The sequence below is a fragment of the Bradyrhizobium sp. MI1.10 genome, from assembly GCF_055811035.1.
Genome location: NZ_JBVVPN010000016.1, coordinates 157,671 through 179,055, shown reverse-complemented (window position 1 = coordinate 179,055; position 21,385 = coordinate 157,671). Strand labels below are relative to the sequence as shown.

The following is a 21,385-nucleotide window of genomic DNA, read 5'->3' as shown; positions in this document are numbered from 1 at the left end:
CCGCGGGCCCCACGGCGCCCCCACGGGCAGGGGGCTGGCGCCCGCCCACGGGGGCGGCCGGGGCTGCGCGGGGCGCCGCGAAGCCGGCATCGCGCCCTTCCCCGGCAGCGTCGGCCAGTTTTTCTGGAGCGGAATTGCGGGGACGTTCTTCTGGATCGATCCGAAGGAGGATCTGTTCGTCGTGTTCATGAGCCAAGGCCCGGGACAGCGCGATTTTACGCGGACGCTGGTGCGGTATCTGGTGTACGCGGCGGTGGATTGAGGGCTTCGCCTGATCGCAGCGTCGCACCTCCACACTCTCTGTCATGCCCCGCGAAGGCGGGGCATCCGGTACTCCGTGTCGGATGTGGTGAGAGCGAGCTCTCCAACGCAGGCCGCGGAGTACTGGATCGCCCGCCTTCGCGGGCGATGACAGCTACTGGGGCCTCAACTGATCGTCGCGCCGCCGTCGATCACCATGGTCTGGCCGGTCATGAAGTCGCCGGCCTTCGAGCCCAGGAACACCGCAGCGCCCGCGATCTCGTCGGGGATGCCGATGCGCAGCAGCGGCGAACGCGCGGTCGAGGCTTTCAGATTCTCCGGATTGTCCCACAACGCTTTCGCGAAATCGGTCTTGATCAGACCGGGCGCGATGCAGTTCACGCGGATGTTGTGCGGGCCGTATTCGCAGGCCAAATTGCGCGCGAGCTGCATGTCGGCGGCTTTCGAGATCGCGTAGGCGCCGAGGATGGTCGAGCCTTTCAGGCCGCCGATCGAGGAGACGATGATGATCGAGCCGTCCTTGCGCTCGATCATCTGCGGCACCACCATCGAGATCAGCCAGTTGTTGGCGACGATGTTGTTGTCCAGAATCTTCCTGAACTGATCGTCGGAGATGCCGGCGAGCGGTCCGTAATACGGGTTCGACGCGGCGTTGCAGACCAGCACGTCGATCTTGCCGAAGGCGCGGTTGCTCTCGTCGATGAGGTTTTGCAGGTTTTCCTTCGACGAGATGTTGGCGGCAATCGCGACCGCCGTGCCCTTGCCGAACTTGTCGTTGATGCCCTTCGCGACCTGGTCGCAGACGTCGGCCTTGCGCGAGGAGATCACCACCTTGGCGCCGTGCTCGGCCATGCGCTCGGCGATCGCAAGCCCGATGCCGCGCGTCGAGCCGGTGATGACGGCGACTTTCCCCTTCATGTCGAACAAGGTCATGTTTCTCTCCCAGATTGATCTTCGTGTTCATTGTCATTCCGGGCGGCGAGGCCGAACCCGGAATGACTGCTCAGTCAGGCGAGCTTCTTGACTTCCGGTCCCGCGGGTTGATGCATCGCCGCGTGCGCATCGTCCGCGATCCACGGCTGCTGGTTCACCATCGGCAGCCGCCAGACATTGCGCTCGGGGCTTACGAAATAGTCGAGCCGCGTCACCGAGCAATTGTCGATATCGAACGCGAGCCCCCGCTCCGGCTGATTGTCGAGCGCCAGCCCCAGCGCCGCCTTGATGGTGCCGCCATGTGCGACGGCGATCACGTCCTGCCCGGCTGCCTCGAGATTGATCCGATCGATGACGCGGCGGGCCCGGTTGTAGAGATCCATGAAGCTCTCACCGCCGGGCGCGGGCTCGTTGATGTCGGCAAACCAGCTCGATCCAACGGGACGGCTGGCGATGAACTCGGCGCGATTCATGCCCTGCCATCGCCCGAGATTTTGTTCGGCGAGGTCCGCTTCCCATGTCATCGCCGCAGGCCTCGGGAAGCCGGCCGCCCAGATGGCTTCGGCGGTCTGATGCGTGCGCATCAGATTGCTCGAATACCAGACCGCCTTGCGTGGCAGCACCTTGGCAACAGCATTGAAGACGTAGGTATCGCTGGTGTCGCAGGCGAGATCAGACTGACCGTAGATGTTGCCGCCGTCATTGCGCACGGGCGCGTGACGGACCCACCACCAGCGTGTCGTCACCACTTTGGGCTTGTCTGCACCTGCCATCGAAACCCTTCCATCCCGTTTGATGTCGCTGTACGTCAGTAGCGAACGTGTCTCAAGACACTTTACCGTTTGAAATCTTGTTTGAAATTCCGTCGCGCGGCAAGCGTCGCGTGCGAACCAAAGGGAGAAACCGCATGGGCCGTCTGCAAGGCAAATCCGTCATCATCACCGGTGCCGGCAGCGGCATCGGCCGCGCGGCCGCGCTGCTGTTCACCAGAGAAGGCGCCAAGCTGATCGCGGTCGATCGCACCGAGGCGGTGAAGGAGACCGTCGACGAGGTGAAGAAGGCCGGCGGTGTCGCGGAAGCGATGATCGCGGATGCAGGTTTCGAACAGGACGTCATGGCCGTGATCGACAAGGCGGTGAAGACGCACGGCCGGCTCGACGTGATCTGGGCCAATGCCGGCGTCTCCGGCGGACTCGTCCCGCTCGGCGAGCAGACCGTCGAGCAATGGCAGGAGGTCTTGCGCATCAATCTGATCGGGCCGTTTCTCGCGGTGAAGCATGCGATGCCGCACATGGTGAAGCAGCAGTCCGGCGCGATCGTGCTGACCGCGTCCGTGGCGGGCCTCAAGGCTGGCGCCAGCGGTCATCCCTATGCCGCGAGCAAGGCCGGCGTCATCTCCCTGGTGCAGACCACGGCGTATTCGCTCACCGGCACCGGTGTGCGCATCAACGCGGTGTGCCCCGGTCTGATCGAGACCGGCATGACCAAGCCGATCTTCGACCGCGCCAAGGAGCGCGGCACCGCCGACAAGATCGGCCAGCTCAATCCGCTCAAGCGCCCCGGCCAGCCGCACGAGCTCGCCGCGATGGGATTGTTTCTGGCCAGCGACGAGGCGTCGTATGTCAATGGCCAGGCCTTCCCGGTGGACGGCGGACTGACGGCGTCGATGCCCTATACGGGAAAGCCGGTTTAGTTCACGCGCTCTCGCGTCGCGGACGCGCCGCAACGTTCTTGGCGTTGCGCAGCGTCCGCGGCACGAGACAGGAGTTTTGTCGCGCAACTGCTTCAGCACCGTCATTGCGAGCGCAGCGGCGCAGCGAAGCAATCCAGAGTCTTTCCGCGGCCGCCCAGCGTTGACCGACAATTAGGGAGTTTTGCCCGACGGGCAATACAACGTCTCGTAGCCCGGATGAGCGAAGCGACATCCGGGATTCCGACTACGAGCTGTCCCGGGTATCGCTTCGCTCACCCGGGCTACGGGACCGACATGTTGATTTGCTCACAGGAGCACGACGTTGGTATGGTTCGTGCAAGCATCTCAGCTTCCATCCCCCTGACAAGAACGTGAAAATGCCGAGCTCAAGACCCGACCGTATTCGCAAGCTGCTCGCCGACCTCGTCGGCTTCGACACGATCAGCGATCGCTCCAACCTGCCCCTGATCGCGCATATTGAAAGCTATCTCGCCGCGCATGGCGTCAAGGGTGAGCGCATCGTCGACGAGACCGGACAGAAAGCCTCGCTATGGGTCACCATTGGACCCGAGGACCGCCCCGGCCTGGTGCTGTCGGGCCATACCGACGTGGTGCCCGTGGTCGGCCAGGACTGGAGCCACGATCCGTTCAAGCTGGTCGAGCGTGACGGCAGGCTCTATGGCCGCGGCACCACCGACATGAAGGGATTCGTCGCGGTGTGCCTTGCCATGGTGCCCGAGATGCTGGAGGCAAAGCTTGCGACGCCGATTCATCTCGCCATTTCCTATGACGAGGAGATCGGCTGCGTCGGCGTGCGGCCGATGCTGCGCGAGGTCGCAAAAAAACGGATCAAACCGCTCGGCGCCTTCATCGGCGAGCCGACCGAGATGAAGGTCATCATCGGCCACAAGGGCAAGCACGGCGTGCGCGCGACCTTCAAGGGCCTCGCCCGCCACTCCTCGATCGCGCCTGAGGGCGTGAATGCGATCGAATATGCGGCCGAGCTGATCGTCGAAATCCGCCGCCGCGCGCTGCAACTCGCAAGCACGAAAGCAACGAACAGCCTCTACGACGTTCCGCACTCGACGCTGCTCACCAGCATCGTCCATGGCGGCGCCGCGCTGAACATCGTGCCGGATAGCTGCACGGTGGATTTCGAATGCCGCGGCATCGGCATCGCCGAGTCGCGGGAGGTCACGGATGCGATCGTCGCCTGGGCCAAGGCGGAGATTGAGCCGGCGATGAAAAAGCAGAATCCGGAGTGCGGCATCGATTTCGAGGAGATCCTCGACTACCCCGCGCTCGACACGGCGGCCGATGCGACCATCGTCACGCTGGCCAAGAGCCTTGCGGGGCGCAACGACCACGCCAAGGTCGCATTCGGCACGGAGGCAAGCCTGTTCGCCAGCATGGCCGATATCCCGTCCGTCGTGATCGGCCCCGGTTCGATCGCACAGGCTCATACACCGGACGAGTTCGTGGAAATCGCGGAGCTGGAGAAATGCGCAGGCTTCGTGGAGAAGCTGATCGCGCATTGCGCGAAGGGGTAAAGCTTCTCCTCGTCATTGCGAGCGAAGCGAAGCAATCCAGAATGGTTCCGCGGGGGCAGTCTGGATTTGCTTCGTTGCAAGAGCTCCTCGCAATGACGGGAGTATGTGGGGCAGCGCGTATCCCACGTGAGCGGTGCGCCTCATCGCTCCTGCAACGCCAGCCGCACGCCAATCGCGCAGTAGATGGTCCCGACCACCTTGCCCTGCCACTTAACCACGGCTGGATGGCGGCGTAGCAAATTGCCGAGGCGGCCGGCGCCGACGGCGAACACCACCGTGCTGACGAGGCCAAGCAACACGAACACAGCGCCGAGCAGCGCGAGCTGCAGCGTCGTCGAACCATGTTCGGGACGAACGAACTGTGGCAGGAACGCAAGGAAGAACAACGCGGTCTTCGGATTGAGCACCTCGGTCAGCACGGCCTGCCGGAATGCCCGCGCCGCGCTAATCGCGGGCGCGCCGCCATTCACCTCGAGCGGCGTCTTGTCGAGCATGGCGCGAATGCCGAGGTAGATCAGAAAGCCTGCGCCCGCGTATTTGACGACGCTGAACAGCAGCGCTGACGTTGCGATGATCGCAGAGAGGCCGACGATTGCCATGGTGGTGTGGACCACGTCACCGGCCGCAATTCCCGCGCCCGTCGCGATGCCGACCCTGGTGCCCGAGCTCGCGGCACGCGCCATGGTGAGGAGTGTCGCCGGTCCGGGAATGAAGACGAAGCCGAGGACGATGAGGATGTAGGTGATGAGGGTGGCGTGATCAATCATGCGGCCAGCTCTCTCGTCATTCTGTCCCGTGTCCCGGACACGAGAGGAACGCAAGCAAAGGCGCGGCCATCAGCCGCGCCCCTTCGGATTCCTTAAACTGCGCCCGCCTTCTGCGCGTATTCCCATGACGACTTCGACAGCGGCACGGTGCGCTTGGCTGACTCCAGCGCCTTGGCGTTCGCGGCGGTGCCGTCGCGGACCCGGCCGGCGATTCCTTGCGTGATGCCGGCGAGGCGGAACAGGTTGTAAGCAAAATACCAGTTGAGATTAGGCACCGTCATCTTGGTGACGTTGCAATAGATCTGCGCGGCCTCATCCACGCTCGGAATGTTGAGCGCCTTGAGGTCGGCGCCGTCCAGGCCGGGCATGACCCACTGCATCAGCAGATAGGTGAAGTCGGCCATGGGATCGCCGAGGGTCGACAATTCCCAATCGAGCACGGCCTGCACGCGCGGTTCCGTCGCATGGAAAATCATGTTGTCGAGGCGATAGTCGCCGTGGACGATCGAGACGCGGGCCTGCTCCGGCACGGTCTTCGGCAACCATTCGGCGACCTTCTCGAACTCCGGGATGGTCTGGGTCTCGGACGCGCGATACTGCTTCGTCCAACGATCGATCTGGCGCGCGAAATAATTGCCGGGCTTGCCGAAGTCGCCAAGACCGATTGCGACGGGATCGAACATATGGAGCTTGGCCAGCGTCTCGATCTTGCTGGCGAAGATTTTTCGACGATCTTCCGGCGTCTGGCTCGGCAGTGTCGGATCCCAGAACACCCGGCCGTCTTCCATCGACATGATGTAGAAGGCCGAGCCGATGATGCTGTCGTCCTGGCACAGCGCATAGGCCTTCGCGACCGGAAAGCCCTGCTTTCCCAGCGCCGCGATCACCCGATATTCGCGATCGACCGCATGCGCCGACGGCAACAATTTGCCGAACGGTTTTCTGCGCATCACATAGGAGCGGTTCGGCGTGTCCAGCCGATAGGTCGGGTTGGACTGGCCACCCCTAAACTGGAGGACGACCAGCGGTCCCTCATAGCCTTCGACGTTGTCGCGCATCCAGGCTTCGAGCCGCATCTCGTCGATACGATGACGCTCCTCGACGGGCTTGGTACCCGAGAATTCTTCGTCTTTCCTGACGCCGTCAGCCACGATGACGCTCCCTCTTCAGTCCGGACATGATCCTAATCGGTAACCCCCAGCGCACTTGCGTCAAGCGGTCATCCGATCACGGATCATGCCCTGTCGTTTCTTCAAATCGGGAGCGCCAGCATGCTCTCCCGCTTAATGACTGGAAGAGTTTGCATACTTCCGAACCTCGAGCCTGGCAATGGCGCGATTGTGCACCTCGTCCGGGCCGTCGGCGAGACGGAGCGTGCGGATGTGGGCGTAGTCCTTGGCAAGGCCGGCTTCGTCCGAGACGCCTGCACCGCCAAAGGCCTGGATCGCCTCGTCGATGATCTTCAGCGCCATGTTGGGGGCTGCGACCTTGATCATGGCGATCTCGGCCTGCGCGGTCTTGTTGCCGACCTTGTCCATCATGTCGGCGGCCTTGAGGCACAACAGCCGCGTCATCTCGATATTGGTGCGGGCCTCGCCGATGCGCTGCTCCCACACCGAATGCTCGACGATCCGCTTGCCGAAAGCGGTGCGCGAGGTGAGCCGCTTCACCATCTTCTCCAGCGCCTCCTCGGCCTTGCCGATGGTGCGCATGCAGTGATGGATGCGGCCGGGACCGAGGCGGCCCTGTGCGATCTCGAAGCCGCGGCCCTCGCCGAGCAGGATGTTCTCCTTCGGCACCCGCACGTTCTCGAGCAGCACCTGGGCGTGGCCATGCGGCGCGTCGTCGAAGCCGAACACGGGCAGCATCTTCTCGACCTTGATGCCGGGGGTGTCGAGCGGAACCAGAATTTGCGACTGCTGCTGGTGCTTGGCCGCCTTGAAATCGGTCTTGCCCATCAGGATCGCGATCTTGCAGCGGGGATCGCCGACGCCGGACGACCACCATTTGCGGCCGTTGATGACGTAATGGTCGCCGTCCTTTACGATGCTGGTCTCGATGTTGGTGGCGTCAGACGAGGCCACCGCCGGCTCCGTCATCAGAAAGGCGGAGCGGATTTCGCCGTCCATCAGCGGACGCAGCCATTTGCGCTTCTGCTCCTTGGAGCCGTAGCGCATGAACACTTCCATGTTGCCGGTGTCGGGCGCGGAACAGTTGAAGACTTCCGAAGCCCAGGAGATGTGGCCCATCTGCTCCGAGAGCAGCGCGTATTCAAGATTGGTCAGTCCCGCGCCGCGGAATTCGTCGTCCTCATGCTCGTTCGGCGGCATGAACATGTTCCAGAGGCCTTCGGCCTTCGCCTTCTTCTTGAGATCCTCGAGAACCGGGATCACCTTCCAGCGTTCGCCCGTGCGATCCTGCTCATCATAGACCGGCACCGCCGGGCGCACGTGCTTGGTCATGAAAGACCGCACGCGGTCGAGCCATTCCTTCTGCTTCGGCGACAGATCGAAATCCATGGGACGCTCCTCGTCTTTGCCAACTTGTTTTGGCGAACTTGTTTTGCGCCGGACTGTCCACCCGCATTGTGCGACCCGCAAGTGCGAATGCGCGGCTTGCGGATGCTCCGGAACCCACTCGCGCATTTGCGAACGAGTCCCGATTGCGGATTGACTTTGCCGACCTTCAAACGATAGTTTCATACAACTGTTTGAATTGCAACTCCCTCCCCGAGGGGCTCCCATGGCCAGCGATCATACCCGGACTGCCATCCTCGCCGCCGCCGAACGGCTCTATGCCGACCGCGGGTTCGGCGACGTGACGCTGCGCGACATCGTCGCGGAGGCCAACGTCAACCTCGCGGCGGTGAATTATCATTTCGGCTCGAAGGACGAGTTGATCGCGGAGCTGTTCGTGACACGCTCGATCGCCACCAACCGCGAGCGCCTGCGCGAATTGAAGGCGGCGGAAGAACAAGGCGGCGGCCGCGCGCCGATCGAGGTGATCCTGCATGCCCTGGTCGGCCCGACGCTGCGCGGCTGCCTTGGCCCCGAGAACCAGCGCTCGACCGCGGCGCGCTTCATGATCCGCGCCTCGATCGAATCCGTGCCGCCGATCCGCCGCATCAAGAATCGCGAGATCGACCATTTGCGCAAGTTCGCCGGCGCGATGCGAAGGTCCCTACCCGACCGCAGCGACATCGATATCTACTGGGGTCTGAATTTCGCGCTCGCCATGGCGCACCACACTATACGCGAGAGCGAGCGGCTGACGAAACTGTCGGAAGGCAAATGCGATCTCGACGATGTCGAGGACGTGGTCGCGCGCGTCGTCAGCGTGGCGACGATGGCGCTGACGGCGGGACGGACGGAGGCGAAGGCACCGTCACGGCTGGCTGCGCGTTAGCGCAACTCGTTGCCGCACTAACGGTGCGCTCCCTCGCCCCGTTCTTACGGGGAGAGGGTTGGGTGAGGGGCCTCTCTCCGCGCATGAGATCGTCGAGGGACCTGCACCCCCTCACCCGGATCGCTGACGCGATCCGACCTCTCCCCGCGAGCGGGGCGAGGTAAGTAAGCGCGGTCACATCATCGCGATGCAGTCGATCTCGACGTCGAAGGGGCCGAACCATTCCGGCGTGCAGAGGAAGATCCGCGCCGGCGGATCGCGCGGGAAATAGCGCGCATAGACGGCGTTGAACGCGGCCAAGTGTTTGGTCGAGGTGCAGTAGACGTTGCACTTCATGACATTGTCGAGGCTCGCGCCCGCCGTCTGAAGGCACAGCTTCATCTGCTCCATGATCAGTTCGCTCTGCCGCTCGATCGGCACGTCCGCGATCTCTCCCGTCTCGGGGTCGAATGGCGGCAGGCCGGCGACGAAGATCATGTTGCCGGCGCGCGTGACCGGCGAGACCGGGGCTTTCCAGCGGTCAAGGAACGTCGAGATCGGGTCGACGTGGAGCGCTTCGCGTTTAATTTCGAGATTCATGGGCGGTCACCTTCGGTGCAAGCGAGATGACGGCTTGCTACATCATCATGCAGCCGTCATGCTTCGCTTCTGATCGAAGTTTGCCCGCCGAGCCGCCTAGGCGTGCTGCGGCATCTCCTCGGCCTCTTCCTTGGCGAGCAGCAGCAGCATCTCGATGCCCATGTCGCCTTCCTGCGGCGAGCGGATGAACTTTATTTCGTCGGCGCTTTGCCGCAATGCGGCAACGATCGCGACGGCTTGGTTGGCCGTTGCCGCCTCGGTCGCCAGAATTGCCTTCTGGTTCTTGGCCTGAAACCCGATCGTGTAGGACATGCGTTCCCTCCCGGACTGAGTGGACCGATCGAATCTGAGTCGCGCGCCAAGCGGAAGCCTGTGTGAGTACGGACCGGGATTATCTGGGGATTGCGCGCAAGGCTCGCACAAGGCCGCAGGCGCGTCATGCTGACGTCACTTTTTTATCCAAATGGCGATCAGGCCAAACTGCGAGGGCCGCTTCGCCGAAGCTAGATAATGCCCTGCTGCTTCAGTGCCTCGATCTTGCCGGCATCGTAGCCGAGCTTGCCGGCGAGCACCTCCTGGGTGTGCTCACCCAGCAGCGGCGGGGCGCGGTAATCCTTGATCGGGGTTTCCGAGAGCGTCAGGGCGTTGCGGATCAGCGAGAGATCGGGCTGGAAGGGATGGTCGACCTTCACCCGCATGCCGCGCGACTGGACGTGCGGATCCGAAAACACCTGCTCGAAATTGTTGATCGGGCCCGAGGGAACGCCGGCCTCCTCCAGCCTGTCCAGCCAGTAGGCGACCGGCTGCTTCAGGAACAGGCCGGCGAAGATCGCCATGATCTCCTTGCCGTGTACGACACGGTCGTTGTTCTTGAGGAAGCGCTTGTCATTGGCGAGCTCGGGCTCGCCGAGCACGGCGCAGGTGCGCTGGAACTGGCCGTCATTGCCGACCACCAGCATCAGCTCGCCGTCGGTGCAGCGGAACACGCCGGCCGGCATGCCGCCATTGCCCCAGGTGCCGCGGCGCGGCGGCGTCTTGCCGTTGACGAGGTAGATCTGCAGCCAGTGCGACAACGATGCGATGACGGTGTCGAACAGGCAAACGTCGATATGCTGTCCCACGCCGTCATTGGCGTCGCGATGGTAGAGCGCCGAGAGAATCCCGATCGAGGTGTTCATGCCGGTCATGTAGTCGACGATCGAGGGGCCGACCTTCATCGGGCCCTCGCCGGGCTCGCCGTCGATATGGCCGGTGACGCTCATCAGGCCGCCCATCGCCTGCAGGATGGCGTCGTAGCCGGCGCGCGGCGCATAGGGGCCGGTCTGGCCGAAGCCGGTCACCGAGCAATAGATAATGCCGGGATTGATCGCCTTGATGGTCTCGTAGTCGAGGCCGTAGCGCTTGAGATCGCCGACCTTGTAGTTCTCCATGAAGACGTCGACGTCCTTGGCGAGCTCACGGATGATCGCCTGCCCCTCGGGCTTGGCGATGTTGACCGTGACCGACTTCTTGTTGCGGTTGGCGCAGAGGTAAAACGAGTTGTTGTTGTTGGTTCCGCCATCAGGGTCGGTCAGATAGGGCGGGCCGAAGGCCCGCGCGTCGTCGCCGGTGCCCGGCCGCTCGATCTTGATCACCTCCGCGCCCAAATCGCCCAGCATCTGGGCCGACAAAGGCCCGGCAAGCACGCGGGTGAGGTCAAGGATCTTGATGCCTGAGAGCGGCAGGGCCGACATGTCGAATTCCTCCGGGAACTGGATCTTGGCGCGGCCGCGAGATCGCGGGCCGCGCTCCCTGCGGATACACCATTTTGGCGGCCCGAGCACTGCACTGTGGGCATACGGCCATCCGCCCGCCCGCCCGGCGCAGGTCATCCGCCCGGTGAATTTCCGCCGCGCGAATATTCTCAGGTTACGGCCGCTGCGGCCACCTGCGGCCGTCGGCGGCCGAGCAGGACCAGGATCAGCACAGTGGCGCAGGAGCAGACCAAGGTGAGACCGAGCGCGCCGCGGCTGCCGAACTGGGTGAGCAGGCCGACAAGGAGCGGCGGCGAGAGCGCGGAGGCGAGATTGAGCGGCAGTGCGATCATCGACATGGCCTTGGCGAACTCGGTCTGATCGTAGAACACGAGCGGGATCGTCGCCCGCGCCACCGCCATCGCGCCGCTGCCGGCGCCATAGAGCAGGATGAAGGCCGCAACCGCCCAGGTCGCGCCCTCGCTCGTCATCAGCAGCAGCATGGCGACCGGGAGCGCCGTGCCGGCGACGAGCCCGGTCGTGATTCCGTCCCACCGCCCTCCGCCGAGAAAATCGAGCCCGCGGGCGCTGACCTGGATCACGCCCAGCATTGAACCGAACGCAAGCGCCTGCGCCGGGGGAAGCCCCTCCGCCCGGAGCAACTCGATCATGATGGCGCCGATGCCGAAATTGACGAAGGCGTTCAGTGTGATCGCGGCGGCGACGAGGCTGAAGGTGCTCCTGGGAATCGCAGGCGGCGGCGAGGATTTCACCGGCTCACCGCCATGATCACCGGCGATTTTCCGGCGCGGTGCGAGGAATGCGTAGAGCGGAAGGTTGATGACGATCATCATCGCCGCGTAGACGAGGCACGTCCCGCGCCAGCCGAGCAGACCGCTGAGGAACGACGTCGTCGGCCAGAAGATGCTGCTCGACAGGCCCGTCACCAGCATCAGCGCGCCGATGGCATTCTTGGCCTGCCGCCCGGCGACCTCGTTCAGCATGATATAGGCGCCGGTCGAAAGCGTGGCGCTGCCGGCGATGCCGAGGACGATCCACGCCGCGAAATACAGCAACGGCTCGCGCGCGAGGGACAGCAGGATGAAGCCCGGCACGGTGAGGACCGTACCTGAGATCATCACCTTTCGTGCGCCGTGCCGCGCAAACGACTTGGCGAGCCAGGGCGCGCACAGCCCCATCGACCCATAGAGAACGGACGTCCCGGCGAACACCGCCGGCAGGCTCATGCCGAGATCGGCCGCGAGATCGCGTCCGACAATGGCGGGAAGGCCGATCGTCCCCCACCCGACAAGCTGGGAGACCGCGAGCACCAGCAGGACCCCGATGAGCCTGCTGTCAGATTTCAGAAACCGCATTCCAACTGTCGCCTGCCCGGCAGGCGCAGATCACGCCTGTGACGGCAGTCTTACCCGGAGACTCAGCGCACGGAAACGCCGGCCGACGAATGGCAGCAGGCGGCCGGGAGCATGTCAGGAGGCGGCAGGAGCTCCCTGCCCCGCGAGCCCGAGCAGGGATCGCGCCTCGGCCGCAGTCGCCACGCGCCGGCCGTGGCGCGCGACAGCCTCACCGGCGATGGCCACGAGCTCCGCGTTGCTGGCCGCAAGGCGTGCCTTGTCGATCCTGATATTGTCCTCGAGTCCGGTGCGGACCGCATCGGCGCCCCGCGCCAGCGCCCAGCCCATGACCTCGGCCTGGTGGCGTCCGATCCCGGCTGCCGTCCACGTCGCCTTCGGGATCAGGCGCCTGAGCTCTCCCAGCAGGATGTCGAGGACATGCTCGTCCGCAGGCATGGCGTTCTTGACGCCCATGACGAACTGCACGTGCGGATGCTGGTCGATCAGCCCCGCCTCGATCAGACGGCGAGCGCCATGCAGATGCGACAGATCGAAGATCTCGATTTCCGGCCGGATGCCATTCGCCTTCATCCCGGTGGCGAGCGTCTCGACCAGCGCGGCACTGTTCTCGTAGACGATGGTCGGAAAGTTCACCGATCCCGTGGACAGCGAGGCCATGTCCGGCTTCAGGTAGAGCGACGATCCGCGCGCCGAGGGATCGCGGCCCCGCCCGCCGGTCGAGAACTGAACGATCATGTCAGGACAGTGCTTCTTGATCCCCGCCTGCACCAGGGCGAAACGTTCGGGATCGGAGGACGGCGTCTCGTCATCGTTGCGCACATGGATATGGGCGAGCGTGGCACCGGCTTCGAACGCCTGGTGCGTCGACTCGATCTGCTCGGACGGCAGGATCGGGACGGCGGGATTGTCCTTCTTGCGCGGAACGGAGCCGGTGATTGCGACGGCAATGACAGCAGGGTTCATCTTGCAACCTCATATTGATTGCGCTCACGCGCACAAATTCGGATCGGCAGCCTGACTATGCAGTGAGGCCCTGCCGCCGCGAACATCATCGATCGCGGCGGCAGTTGCCTCTATCATACGCGTCAGGTCCGAACCGTGGCAGCCCCGCTCACCGCATCGCCGGCGCGCTGACGGTCATAATCTGCCCGCGGCATCGGAACAGCATTGGGATTGCCGAGATCGTCGATCCTGATCCGATAGGTTTCCCGCGCGGTCAGGGCCGCCAGCGCGGCGATGATCGTGATAGCGAAGGCAATCGCCCCCACCGTCAACGGAATGTTGGTCGAGCCGGGAGGCGCGACGGTCGCAAACAGGGCGGGAAGCAATGCAGTGATTGTCGTGCCGATGTTCTGCGAGATCGCCATGGCCGACACGCGGGTGCGGGTCGGAAACAGTTCGGGGTAGAAGCTCGGGAAAATCGCGTTGTAGCCCTGATAGACGACGCCCCACATCAGCAGCGACACCAATATTGCGAGCGGCACATTCCTGATGCTGATGGCATAGAGATAACAAAAGGCGAGCAAACCGGAGAGAAGCGCGCCGACGATGATCGGAGGCTTGCGGCCGACCTTGTCGGAGAGATTGCCGACGAAGGGAATGACGAACACGGCCAGCATGTTTCCGAGGACCGGGATCCACAGATAGACGTCCTTGGCAAAACCGATCCCGTAGGCCGGCTGCACCGCATAGGCCGCGCCGAAGATGGTTGCAACGACAGGAATGACATTCATCAGCGCCATGCAGATGACCCTGAGCATGTCGCGCCAGCTCAGCTTGATAGCCTGAACGATGGGCGCGCGCGGAGCTTCTCCCCGCTCGCCCTCGCGGGCAAAAGCAGGGGTCTCGTCGACTTCGCGACGAATGATGTAGCCCGCGACGATGACGAAGAAGCTGAGGAGGAAGGGAATCCGCCAGCCCCAGCTGTTGAAGGCCTCGGTCGGCATATAGGCCGCCAACGGCAGGAAGATTGCTGCGGCGAGGATCTGTCCGGCCTGCACCCCCTGAAGGGCGAAGCTGGCATAGAAGCCCCGCCGACCGAACGGCGCGTGCTCCAAGATCATCGAGCTTGCGCCTGAGATTTCGCCGGCAACGGCAAATCCCTGCACGAGGCGCAGAATGACGAGCAGAATTGGCGCCAGGATGCCAACCTGCTGGTAGGTCGGCAGGATACCCACGGCCATCGTCGAGATGCCCATCAGGAACATGCAGATGATGAGAACCGTCTTGCGGCCATGGGTGTCGCCCCAATGTCCGAGCACGAAGGCACCGATGGGACGAGCCACATAGCCGACGCCATAGGTCGCCAGCGACGCAACGATCGCGACGGTGGGATTCTCCGACGGGAAGAAGATTTGCGGGAAGATCAGCGACGCGGCGGTCGCGTAGATGAAGAAGTCATAATATTCGAGAGCCGACCCGATCCAGCCGCTGGCAGCGGCTTTCCTGGACTGACTCATCTGATGGATCGCGGTCATCTCAAGATTCCTCCCTTGGGTTTTGCTGACGTCCCGTTGACGGGCTTCGCTCAAAATTGGGCAGCACTCTCCGGCCGCTCTGCGGAGTTTCGCGAGCGCTTGTCATTGCCGATGGGTGTCTGCTTGGTGGCGACGATAGGCTTTCGCCGGGCTAACACAATTACCCAGTTATGCGACAAACCTAACATGATGTTATTTGCGCGCCAGGCGCAGATCACGCCTCTAAGGTCCTCTTAGCTGCAAATCGCAGAATAGAGGAATGTCGGTTCCGAATGGTGTGGAGCGCTCTTCGCAGAACAGCGGGGTGAGGCGGTTGACATTGGACCATTGCATGGTCCATTTTATGAAACTTGAGGAAGGACAATGAGATGCGGGTCTCCGTCACCGACGCAAAAGGACAATTGACCGATCTTGTCCGCCGCGCAGAGGCCGGCGACGAGGTGATCCTGACGCGGCATGGACATCCCGCGGTGCGGCTCGTCCCGGTCAGGCTTCCGCCGGACCGCGCCGCCCGCCGGACCGTGCTCGAGGCGGCGCGAAGGACCGGCGGGGCCAAAGCTATCCCCGGACCGAGCGCCGCGCGCAGTCAGGACTTTCTTTTCGGCGATGACGGACTGCCGGAATGATCGCGCTCGATACCTCCGCGCTGATGGCGATCGTGCTCGACGAACCGCAGGCCGATGCTTGCATCACCGCGTTGGAAACCGCCGACGAAATCCTGATCTCGGCGGCCTCCATTGCAGAAAGCCTGATCGTCGCGGCACGGCGGGGCGTCGACGAAGAAATGAACAAGCTGATCAACGATCTCGGTTTGAACGTGATCTCGGTGACCCAAGCATCGGCCGAACGCGTGGCGCAGATCTACTCGCGTTGGGGCAAAGGCATTCGTCCTGCCGGTCTCAACTTTGGTGACTGCTTCGCCTACGATGTCGCCAAGGAGCATGGCTGCGCACTTCTTTACGTCGGCGACGACTTTGCCAAGACGGATATCGTTGCGGCGGCGTAAGTCGACGACTGCCGCGGCGGCGACTTACCGGCCGAACAGAAAAGCCGCGGGGCACCCGTCAGGCTGTATGGCCGGGATCGACGTGCTTCGGCGTTTTCTTGTCGCGTTGGGGCGTCATCTTGGCCGGATCCGGCGCATCCGGCACGCCACGCGGCCCGAGCTGGTCGCGCTGAATGTCGTCTTCGGAGCGGGAGGGTTCAATGCCGTTCGGCTCACGGGGCTTGGTCATCGCAGCCTCCTGAAGTGTTCTGCTCGGAGTGTCCGGTCAAATTCCCAGCGCGTTCTCGCCGGCTTCGCGGCCGGGCACGCTGACATGGACTTCGTGTCCCTCGCGAAGCGCCAGCGATGCTGCGGCAACCGCCGACTCGAAAGCCGCCTCCTTGGTGCTGTATCTGTTCTTGACGTCGCCGTCGTGCAGCACGCCCCATTCGTCCTGCACCGGCACGATCGTGTATTGCGCGAGGCCCATGGTGTAACTCCTCGAGATCTATCGCTGCGTGAGCTGCGGGTGCGCGGCGGTCACGCGCCAAACCGTGTTGCCGCTGTCGTCGGCGACCAGCAGCGCGCCGGTCTTGTCGATGGCGACACCGACGGGCCGCCCGCGCGCGTGGTTGTCGCTGTTGAGGAAGCCGGTGACGACATCCTGCGGCGGGCCGCTCGGCTTGCCGTCCGTGAACGGCACGAACACGACCTTGTAGCCGTTCAAGACCTGCCTGTTCCAACTGCCGTGCTCGCCGACGAAGGCGCCGCCGCGATAGGCGGGCGGCAAACTCGCGCTCGTGTTGAAAGCCATTCCAAGCGGCGCGACATGCGAGCTCAGCGCGTAGTCAGGCACGATCGCTTTGGCAACGAGGTCGGGTCGCTCCGGCTTGACGCGAGGATCGACGTGCTGGCCGTAATAGCTGTAGGGCCAGCCATAGAAGCCGCCGTCCTTCACCGATGTCATGTAGTCCGGCACGAGATCGGGACCGAGCTCGTCGCGCTCGTTCACCACCGTCCATAGCGACCCGGTCTGCGGCTCGAAGCTGAGACCGTTGGGATTGCGCAAGCCGCTCGCGAAGATGCGCCAGCGGCCGCTGGCACGGTCGACCTCGAGGATCGCGGCGCGATTGTGCTCGGCCTCCATGCCGTTCTCGGTGATGTTGCTGTTGGAGCCGACGCCGGCATACAACTTTGAACCGTCGGGGCTCGCGACCAGGCTCTTGGTCCAGTGATGGTCAATCGGTCCGCCCGGCAGCGGCGTCAGTACCGTGCCCGGCGCGGTGATCTTGGTATCGCCTTCGGTGTAGGGATATCTGACGATCGCATCGGTGTTGGCGACATAGAGATCGTTGCCGACCAGCGCGACGCCGAACGGCGAGTTGAGATGGTCGAGGAAGACGCTTTGCGTATCCGGGACGCCGTCGCCGTTGCTGTCGCGCAGCAGCGTGATGCGGTTGCTCTCGCCGGTGTCGCCGCCGGATGTCGCCCAGGACTCGACATATCCCATCACGATTTCCTTGGGCCGCTTGATCGGAGCACCCTTCGGCGCCTTGGATTCCACCACCAGCACGTCGCCGTTGGGAAGCACGTAGAGAAATCGGGGGTGCTGCAAGCCGGTCGCGAAGGCCTTGGCCTGCAAGCCCTGCGCAACGGCCGGGGTCTCGTCCTTTTTCCAGCCGACGATGCGGGCGATGTGCATCGGGGGCAGCCAATATTGCTGGATGTCGGGCAGCGTCGGGTTGGCGCCGGTTTGCGCCTTGGGATCGCCACTGCCGTCATTGCAGCCGGCGAGACACAGCAGCGAGGCGCACAACAGCGCCCTAGCGATTGCGGAGTTCATCGCGCAACTCCTACACCGTGGCGATACACCATGGCCCAGCCGAGCCAGCCGGTGACCGGCAGGATCAATACGGTGATGGCTGAAAGAATGAGCCCGGTCGGCCACACCGAGGTCCAGGCATCGCGCGTGTGGATCAACGCATTGATGGTTGCCAGGATCAGCGCCAGCGCGTTGCCGATCAGATGCGGCCAGGCTGGCGCCTGTGCCCGCACCAGGCGGTTGCCGAGGAAATCGGTCAGGCCGGCGATGGCGGCCAGCACGCCGAAGATGACGCCGACGACCAGAAGCCAGGCCGAAAAATCCGCCCACATGATCTCGGCACTGACGACATAGGCGATGTCGGTCAGCAGCGCCCCGATGAAGCACGCGATTGGGATCGGCACCAGCATCGGATGAATCGGATGGCCTGCGATTTGCGCGGTCGAGCGCACACGCAAATTGTCTTGCACGATTGACCTCGTGTGACTTTCGCCCCGCCCGACGGCCAACTCATGCTGGCGGTGAAGGTTCCTACGCTTGCGCAGTCACCGGCGTGCCGCCTGATACGCCGCGGACGCCCGCTTCCCCGGGCTAACCGACGATTTGCATCAGATGCACGCAGGCATCCGCCATGTCGTCGCGAGCTCGTGCCCTCGAAAAACGCAACGCAATTTGAACTCAGTGATCCCCGATCCCCGCAACGCCGATACCGGTTATCGCAATGCCGCCCACACCGTCACCGGCCGTCCTGTCGAAATGCCAAGCTCCAGCCGACATTGGGACTGACCTGCCCCCGGAGAGGGTCGGTCCATCGAGATGCAACAATTGTTGGGATGGAGCGGGTGAAGGGAATCGAACCCTCGTATTCAGCTTGGAAGGCTGCTGCTCTACCATTGAGCTACACCCGCGACAGGGGCTCCCTAACACGGCCGGGCGGCGGTCTCAACTGCCCAAGATCAACGGCCCAACACAAGATCAACTGCCCAAGAGTCGGCTTTCCAGCGCCTTCCCGGCCCTGCGAACAGCCGCTGGTTCCTCCCGACCCGCCTCCCCTTAACAACACCGGAATTGCTGCCTATATTGAAATCTTCCGCAACCAACGAAAGGAGGTGATCCAGTGTCTTTTACCAAGCGCTGTCACCTCGCTGGGATCGCCCGCTAAGCTTTGAATAAAGGCTTGGCATCGGGGCGCTCTCAGCCCTGGACCAGCGAGCAACAAATCGGGCGCGACGGGGGCCTCTCCGCCGCGCCTTTTTCGTTGGCATCGCGCCTGCTGTTCAGGGGAGCGCCTCGCCGGCGAGCACCTCGCGGATCCTCAGTGACAGGTCCGCCTTCCGGTACGGCTTCCTCAGCAACGCAACGCCGGAACCGAGATGACCCTCGTGGTCGAGGGCGTTGTCGGTATAGCCGGACGTATAGAGCACTCTCATCCCCGGGCGGAGGCGCCGCACGGCCTCGGCCAATTCCTGCCCGTTCATGCCGCCGGGCATGATGATGTCGGTGAACAGCAGATCGAATTGGGCGCCCTGCTGCACCAGCGCAAGCGCGGTTGCGCCGTCGCCGGCCGCGAGGGTGCGATAGCCGAGGCTGCCAAGCTGGGCGATGACATAGCCCTGCACCAGCGGATCGTCCTCGACGACGAGAATCGTCTCGTGCCCGCGTGCCGCCGCGGGCGCCTGCAGTGGCCCGGTCCTCGTCTGCGCTCCGCCCGCAGATCGCGGCAGAAACAGCCGAATCACGGTGCCGCGGCCTTCCTCACTCTCGATCGCAACGCTGCCGCCGCTCTGCTTGGCGAAGCCGTAGACCATGCTGAGGCCGAGCCCGGTGCCGCGACCGACCCCTTTGGTGGTAAAGAACGGCTCGAACACGCGGTCGCGGAGGTCGGCGGGGATGCCATGACCGGTGTCGGCCACCGCGACCATGATGAAGGCGCCGCACGTAGCGTCGCCGTCACCAGCACCATCCAATTCGCGGTTTGCCGTCTCGAGCGTCAGCGTGCCGCCGCCAGCCATCGCATCGCGCGCATTGACGGCGAGATTGATGATCGCCGACGACAGCTGCGACGGATCGGCCATCGCCGCCCAGGCGTCGTCCGCGAGGCGGGTGACGATTTCGACGTTTCCGCCCAGGATCGGCTTCAACAGCTTCGCCGTCTCGAGCACGAGGCCGTTGACGTCAAGCTCGCGCGGCTCCAGCGGCTGGCGACGCGCAAAGGTCAGGAGCTGTGAGGTGATCTCCGCGCCTCGCGCCGCCGCATCGTCGATGAGCTGGGCGATCGCGGCGAGGTCGGGCTTGTCCGCCAGCCCCTCACGGATGATCTCGATGGTGCCGGTGATGACAGTGAGCACGTTGTTGAAGTCATGCGCGACGCCGCCGGTGAGCTGGCCGATCGCATCCATCTTCTGCGACTGGCGAAGCCGCTCCTCGGTCTCGTGCTGCTCGGTCAGATCGGTGGCCGAACCACGATACCCCATGAAGCGTCCGTCGGCGCTGAACACCGGCCGGCCGTTGACGCTGAAATGGCGCGCGCGGCCAGCCGCATCGCGGCCGCGATATTCGAACTTGCGGAACGGCTCGTGGCGATCCAGCGTCGCCAAGTGAGCGCGCCATTTCTGGGGCTCGGCATCGCGGTCGAAGGCGGCGTCTGAACGGCGCCTCCCGATCAGCGCCTTGTGGTCCATGCCGAAAGCATCGGCCCGATCTGAAATGTAGGTGAACACGTGATCCGGGCCGGTCTCCCAGAACCAGTCGGATGCGGTCTCGGCATAATCACGGAAGCGCTGCTCGCTCGCGCGGGCGTTCTCCTCGGCGCGCTGCCGGATCTTCAGGTCACGCTCGAGATTCCCATTGGCCTCGCGCAGCTCGCCATAGGCATGTTCGAGGTTGGCGCACATGGCGTTGAAAGCAACGACCACCTTGTCCAGCTCGTCGGCCTCGTAAGGCGACCGGCGCTCCAGGCGCAGGGGCGGCGGCGGCCGTCCGAGGCTGTATTTGCCGACGTACTCGGCGATCGCGACGAGATGCCGGGTCACCAGCAGATGAAACATGTAGATGATGAACAACGAGACGAGGAACGTCTTTGCCGCCTGGCTTGCCAGAATGACGAGGGCCCTGTTCAGCAATTGCTGATAGACGTCGGTCAGCGTCGCCTCGACCCGCAGCGTGCCGATGGCGCGCGAGGTCCCCTGCACCATGGTGCTCAGCGGAAATTCCCGGGTCATGATCGAACGGGTGTTTCGCTCGCCGACTTCGACACGGATCGGATTGGGCCGATCGACGATCTCGCGGACCTCCGCCGCACGGATGTCAGGCAGCCGCAGAATGCCATCGAGCTGGAGCTTGAGCTGGTTCTGGTCGAGATTCCATAGGCTCTCTCCGAGGCTGCCCGTGGTGCTGCGGCCGATCTCGTCTAGCCGCGTCTCGATCAGTCCGACCTCACGATTGTAATCCAGATAGAGCTGGAGCGCAGTCAGGGTCAGCGTCACGACCGATGAGAACAGCAGCACGGCGGCAAGCAGCCGGGGCCCGACGCCGCTGCGCGACCAGTTGAAGATCCGCGACAGGAGCGCCGCGAACATCGGAGGCGCGAGCGCGGCGCCGATGCCGGTCAAATCCTGCTTCGCAGCCACCGGCGCAATGGCGCGGCGGCGCTTGGTATCATCGTCACCTGCGTTGCCCATGCACCACGTCCCCGAAAATGGCGGCACCTGCTCAGCCGGCCGACCGCAACCGCGAGCAAAGTGAACGGTTGAGGCCCTGCCTCAGCACGCGGTGCGCGTGGCGATCCTGTCGGCCGATGATCCT

The 21,385-nt window shown here is 63.9% G+C and carries 21 protein-coding genes, 1 tRNA gene and 1 pseudogene; 6 read left to right on the top strand and 17 right to left on the bottom strand.

Features of this window, described 5'->3' with window-relative positions; genetic code table 11:
* Positions 1-262, top strand: a pseudogene (locus AC0L3K_RS18945) (serine hydrolase); the annotation flags it as partial.
* 164 nt (positions 263-426) lie between these two features.
* Here the strand turns inward: AC0L3K_RS18945 and AC0L3K_RS18940 are convergent.
* Entirely contained in the window at positions 427-1,194 is a 768-nt protein-coding gene (locus tag AC0L3K_RS18940) for an SDR family NAD(P)-dependent oxidoreductase (RefSeq protein ID WP_219683752.1), read from the bottom strand.
* 74 nt (positions 1,195-1,268) lie between these two features.
* On the bottom strand, positions 1,269-1,967 hold the full coding sequence (locus AC0L3K_RS18935; protein ID WP_219683753.1) for a histidine phosphatase family protein: 699 nt from the start codon (positions 1,965-1,967) through the stop codon (positions 1,269-1,271).
* A 134-nt stretch (positions 1,968-2,101) separates the two neighbouring features.
* Between AC0L3K_RS18935 and AC0L3K_RS18930 the strand changes: the two genes are divergently transcribed.
* Both AC0L3K_RS18930 and argE read left to right on the top strand, forming a co-directional pair.
* A complete protein-coding gene (locus AC0L3K_RS18930; RefSeq protein WP_473254072.1) occupies positions 2,102-2,887 on the top strand; it encodes an SDR family NAD(P)-dependent oxidoreductase in 786 nt (261 codons plus the stop codon).
* 377 nt (positions 2,888-3,264) lie between these two features.
* Positions 3,265-4,437 carry an acetylornithine deacetylase gene (argE, locus tag AC0L3K_RS18925; RefSeq protein ID WP_354128764.1) on the top strand — a complete coding sequence of 391 codons (1,173 nt, stop codon included), beginning with the start codon at positions 3,265-3,267 and terminating at the stop codon, positions 4,435-4,437.
* A gap of 140 nt (positions 4,438-4,577) precedes the next feature.
* On the opposite strand, the gene AC0L3K_RS18920 is transcribed toward argE, so the two are convergent.
* The 3 genes from AC0L3K_RS18920 to AC0L3K_RS18910 all read right to left on the bottom strand — a co-directional run bounded on the left by AC0L3K_RS18920 (position 4,578) and on the right by AC0L3K_RS18910 (position 7,723).
* Positions 4,578-5,204 carry a LysE family translocator gene (locus AC0L3K_RS18920; protein WP_219683760.1) on the bottom strand — a complete coding sequence of 209 codons (627 nt, stop codon included), beginning with the start codon at positions 5,202-5,204 and terminating at the stop codon, positions 4,578-4,580.
* Positions 5,205-5,296: 92 nt separating this feature from the next.
* On the bottom strand, positions 5,297-6,355 hold the full coding sequence (locus tag AC0L3K_RS18915) for a phosphotransferase family protein (RefSeq protein WP_473254075.1): 1,059 nt from the start codon (positions 6,353-6,355) through the stop codon (positions 5,297-5,299).
* Between the two features lie 132 nt (positions 6,356-6,487).
* Positions 6,488-7,723, bottom strand: coding sequence for an acyl-CoA dehydrogenase family protein (locus AC0L3K_RS18910; protein WP_219683761.1), 1,236 nt, complete (start codon positions 7,721-7,723; stop codon positions 6,488-6,490).
* A gap of 223 nt (positions 7,724-7,946) precedes the next feature.
* On the opposite strand from AC0L3K_RS18910, the gene AC0L3K_RS18905 reads away from it, so the two are divergent.
* Complete coding sequence (locus tag AC0L3K_RS18905) at positions 7,947-8,609, top strand: TetR/AcrR family transcriptional regulator (RefSeq protein WP_219683762.1); 663 nt, start codon at positions 7,947-7,949, stop codon at positions 8,607-8,609.
* A gap of 174 nt (positions 8,610-8,783) precedes the next feature.
* On the opposite strand, the gene AC0L3K_RS18900 is transcribed toward AC0L3K_RS18905, so the two are convergent.
* The 6 genes from AC0L3K_RS18900 to AC0L3K_RS18875 all read right to left on the bottom strand — a co-directional run bounded on the left by AC0L3K_RS18900 (position 8,784) and on the right by AC0L3K_RS18875 (position 14,774).
* The gene (locus tag AC0L3K_RS18900) at positions 8,784-9,188 is read right to left on the bottom strand and encodes a RidA family protein (protein WP_219683764.1); all 405 of its coding nucleotides are present in this window, start codon (positions 9,186-9,188) and stop codon (positions 8,784-8,786) included.
* A gap of 96 nt (positions 9,189-9,284) precedes the next feature.
* Positions 9,285-9,500, bottom strand: coding sequence for a hypothetical protein (locus AC0L3K_RS18895; RefSeq protein WP_007602925.1), 216 nt, complete (start codon positions 9,498-9,500; stop codon positions 9,285-9,287).
* A gap of 191 nt (positions 9,501-9,691) precedes the next feature.
* On the bottom strand, positions 9,692-10,921 hold the full coding sequence (locus tag AC0L3K_RS18890; protein WP_219683765.1) for a CaiB/BaiF CoA transferase family protein: 1,230 nt from the start codon (positions 10,919-10,921) through the stop codon (positions 9,692-9,694).
* 170 nt (positions 10,922-11,091) lie between these two features.
* Positions 11,092-12,297, bottom strand: coding sequence for an MFS transporter (locus tag AC0L3K_RS18885; protein WP_219683766.1), 1,206 nt, complete (start codon positions 12,295-12,297; stop codon positions 11,092-11,094).
* A gap of 114 nt (positions 12,298-12,411) precedes the next feature.
* Complete coding sequence (locus tag AC0L3K_RS18880) at positions 12,412-13,260, bottom strand: 3-oxoadipate:acetyl-CoA acetyltransferase (protein ID WP_354128762.1); 849 nt, start codon at positions 13,258-13,260, stop codon at positions 12,412-12,414.
* A gap of 122 nt (positions 13,261-13,382) precedes the next feature.
* Positions 13,383-14,774 (bottom strand): MFS transporter, encoded by a 1,392-nt coding sequence (locus AC0L3K_RS18875; RefSeq protein WP_219683769.1) that lies wholly within the window; start codon positions 14,772-14,774, stop codon positions 13,383-13,385.
* A 368-nt stretch (positions 14,775-15,142) separates the two neighbouring features.
* Here AC0L3K_RS18875 and AC0L3K_RS18870 point away from each other — a divergent pair, with 368 nt between their 5' ends.
* Positions 15,143-15,400, top strand: coding sequence for a type II toxin-antitoxin system Phd/YefM family antitoxin (locus AC0L3K_RS18870; RefSeq protein ID WP_007602915.1), 258 nt, complete (start codon positions 15,143-15,145; stop codon positions 15,398-15,400).
* A complete protein-coding gene (locus tag AC0L3K_RS18865) occupies positions 15,397-15,780 on the top strand; it encodes a type II toxin-antitoxin system VapC family toxin (protein WP_007602914.1) in 384 nt (127 codons plus the stop codon). Before AC0L3K_RS18870 ends, AC0L3K_RS18865 begins: the two co-directional genes overlap by 4 nt.
* 58 nt (positions 15,781-15,838) lie before the next feature.
* On the opposite strand, the gene AC0L3K_RS18860 is transcribed toward AC0L3K_RS18865, so the two are convergent.
* The 6 genes from AC0L3K_RS18860 to AC0L3K_RS18835 all read right to left on the bottom strand — a co-directional run bounded on the left by AC0L3K_RS18860 (position 15,839) and on the right by AC0L3K_RS18835 (position 21,261).
* On the bottom strand, positions 15,839-16,009 hold the full coding sequence (locus AC0L3K_RS18860) for a hypothetical protein (RefSeq protein WP_219683770.1): 171 nt from the start codon (positions 16,007-16,009) through the stop codon (positions 15,839-15,841).
* A 36-nt stretch (positions 16,010-16,045) separates the two neighbouring features.
* Positions 16,046-16,249, bottom strand: a complete 204-nt coding sequence (locus AC0L3K_RS18855; RefSeq protein ID WP_007611681.1) for a hypothetical protein — start codon at positions 16,247-16,249, stop codon at positions 16,046-16,048.
* A gap of 18 nt (positions 16,250-16,267) precedes the next feature.
* Entirely contained in the window at positions 16,268-17,602 is a 1,335-nt protein-coding gene (locus tag AC0L3K_RS18850) for a PQQ-dependent sugar dehydrogenase (protein WP_219683772.1), read from the bottom strand.
* Entirely contained in the window at positions 17,599-18,051 is a 453-nt protein-coding gene (locus AC0L3K_RS18845) for a DUF2231 domain-containing protein (RefSeq protein WP_219683774.1), read from the bottom strand. Before AC0L3K_RS18845 ends, AC0L3K_RS18850 begins: the two co-directional genes overlap by 4 nt.
* 364 nt (positions 18,052-18,415) lie before the next feature.
* Positions 18,416-18,489: transfer RNA gene (locus tag AC0L3K_RS18840), tRNA-Gly, on the bottom strand.
* 369 nt (positions 18,490-18,858) lie between these two features.
* Positions 18,859-21,261 (bottom strand): ATP-binding protein, encoded by a 2,403-nt coding sequence (locus tag AC0L3K_RS18835; RefSeq protein WP_219683775.1) that lies wholly within the window; start codon positions 21,259-21,261, stop codon positions 18,859-18,861.
* Between the last annotated feature and the right edge of the window lie 124 nt (positions 21,262-21,385).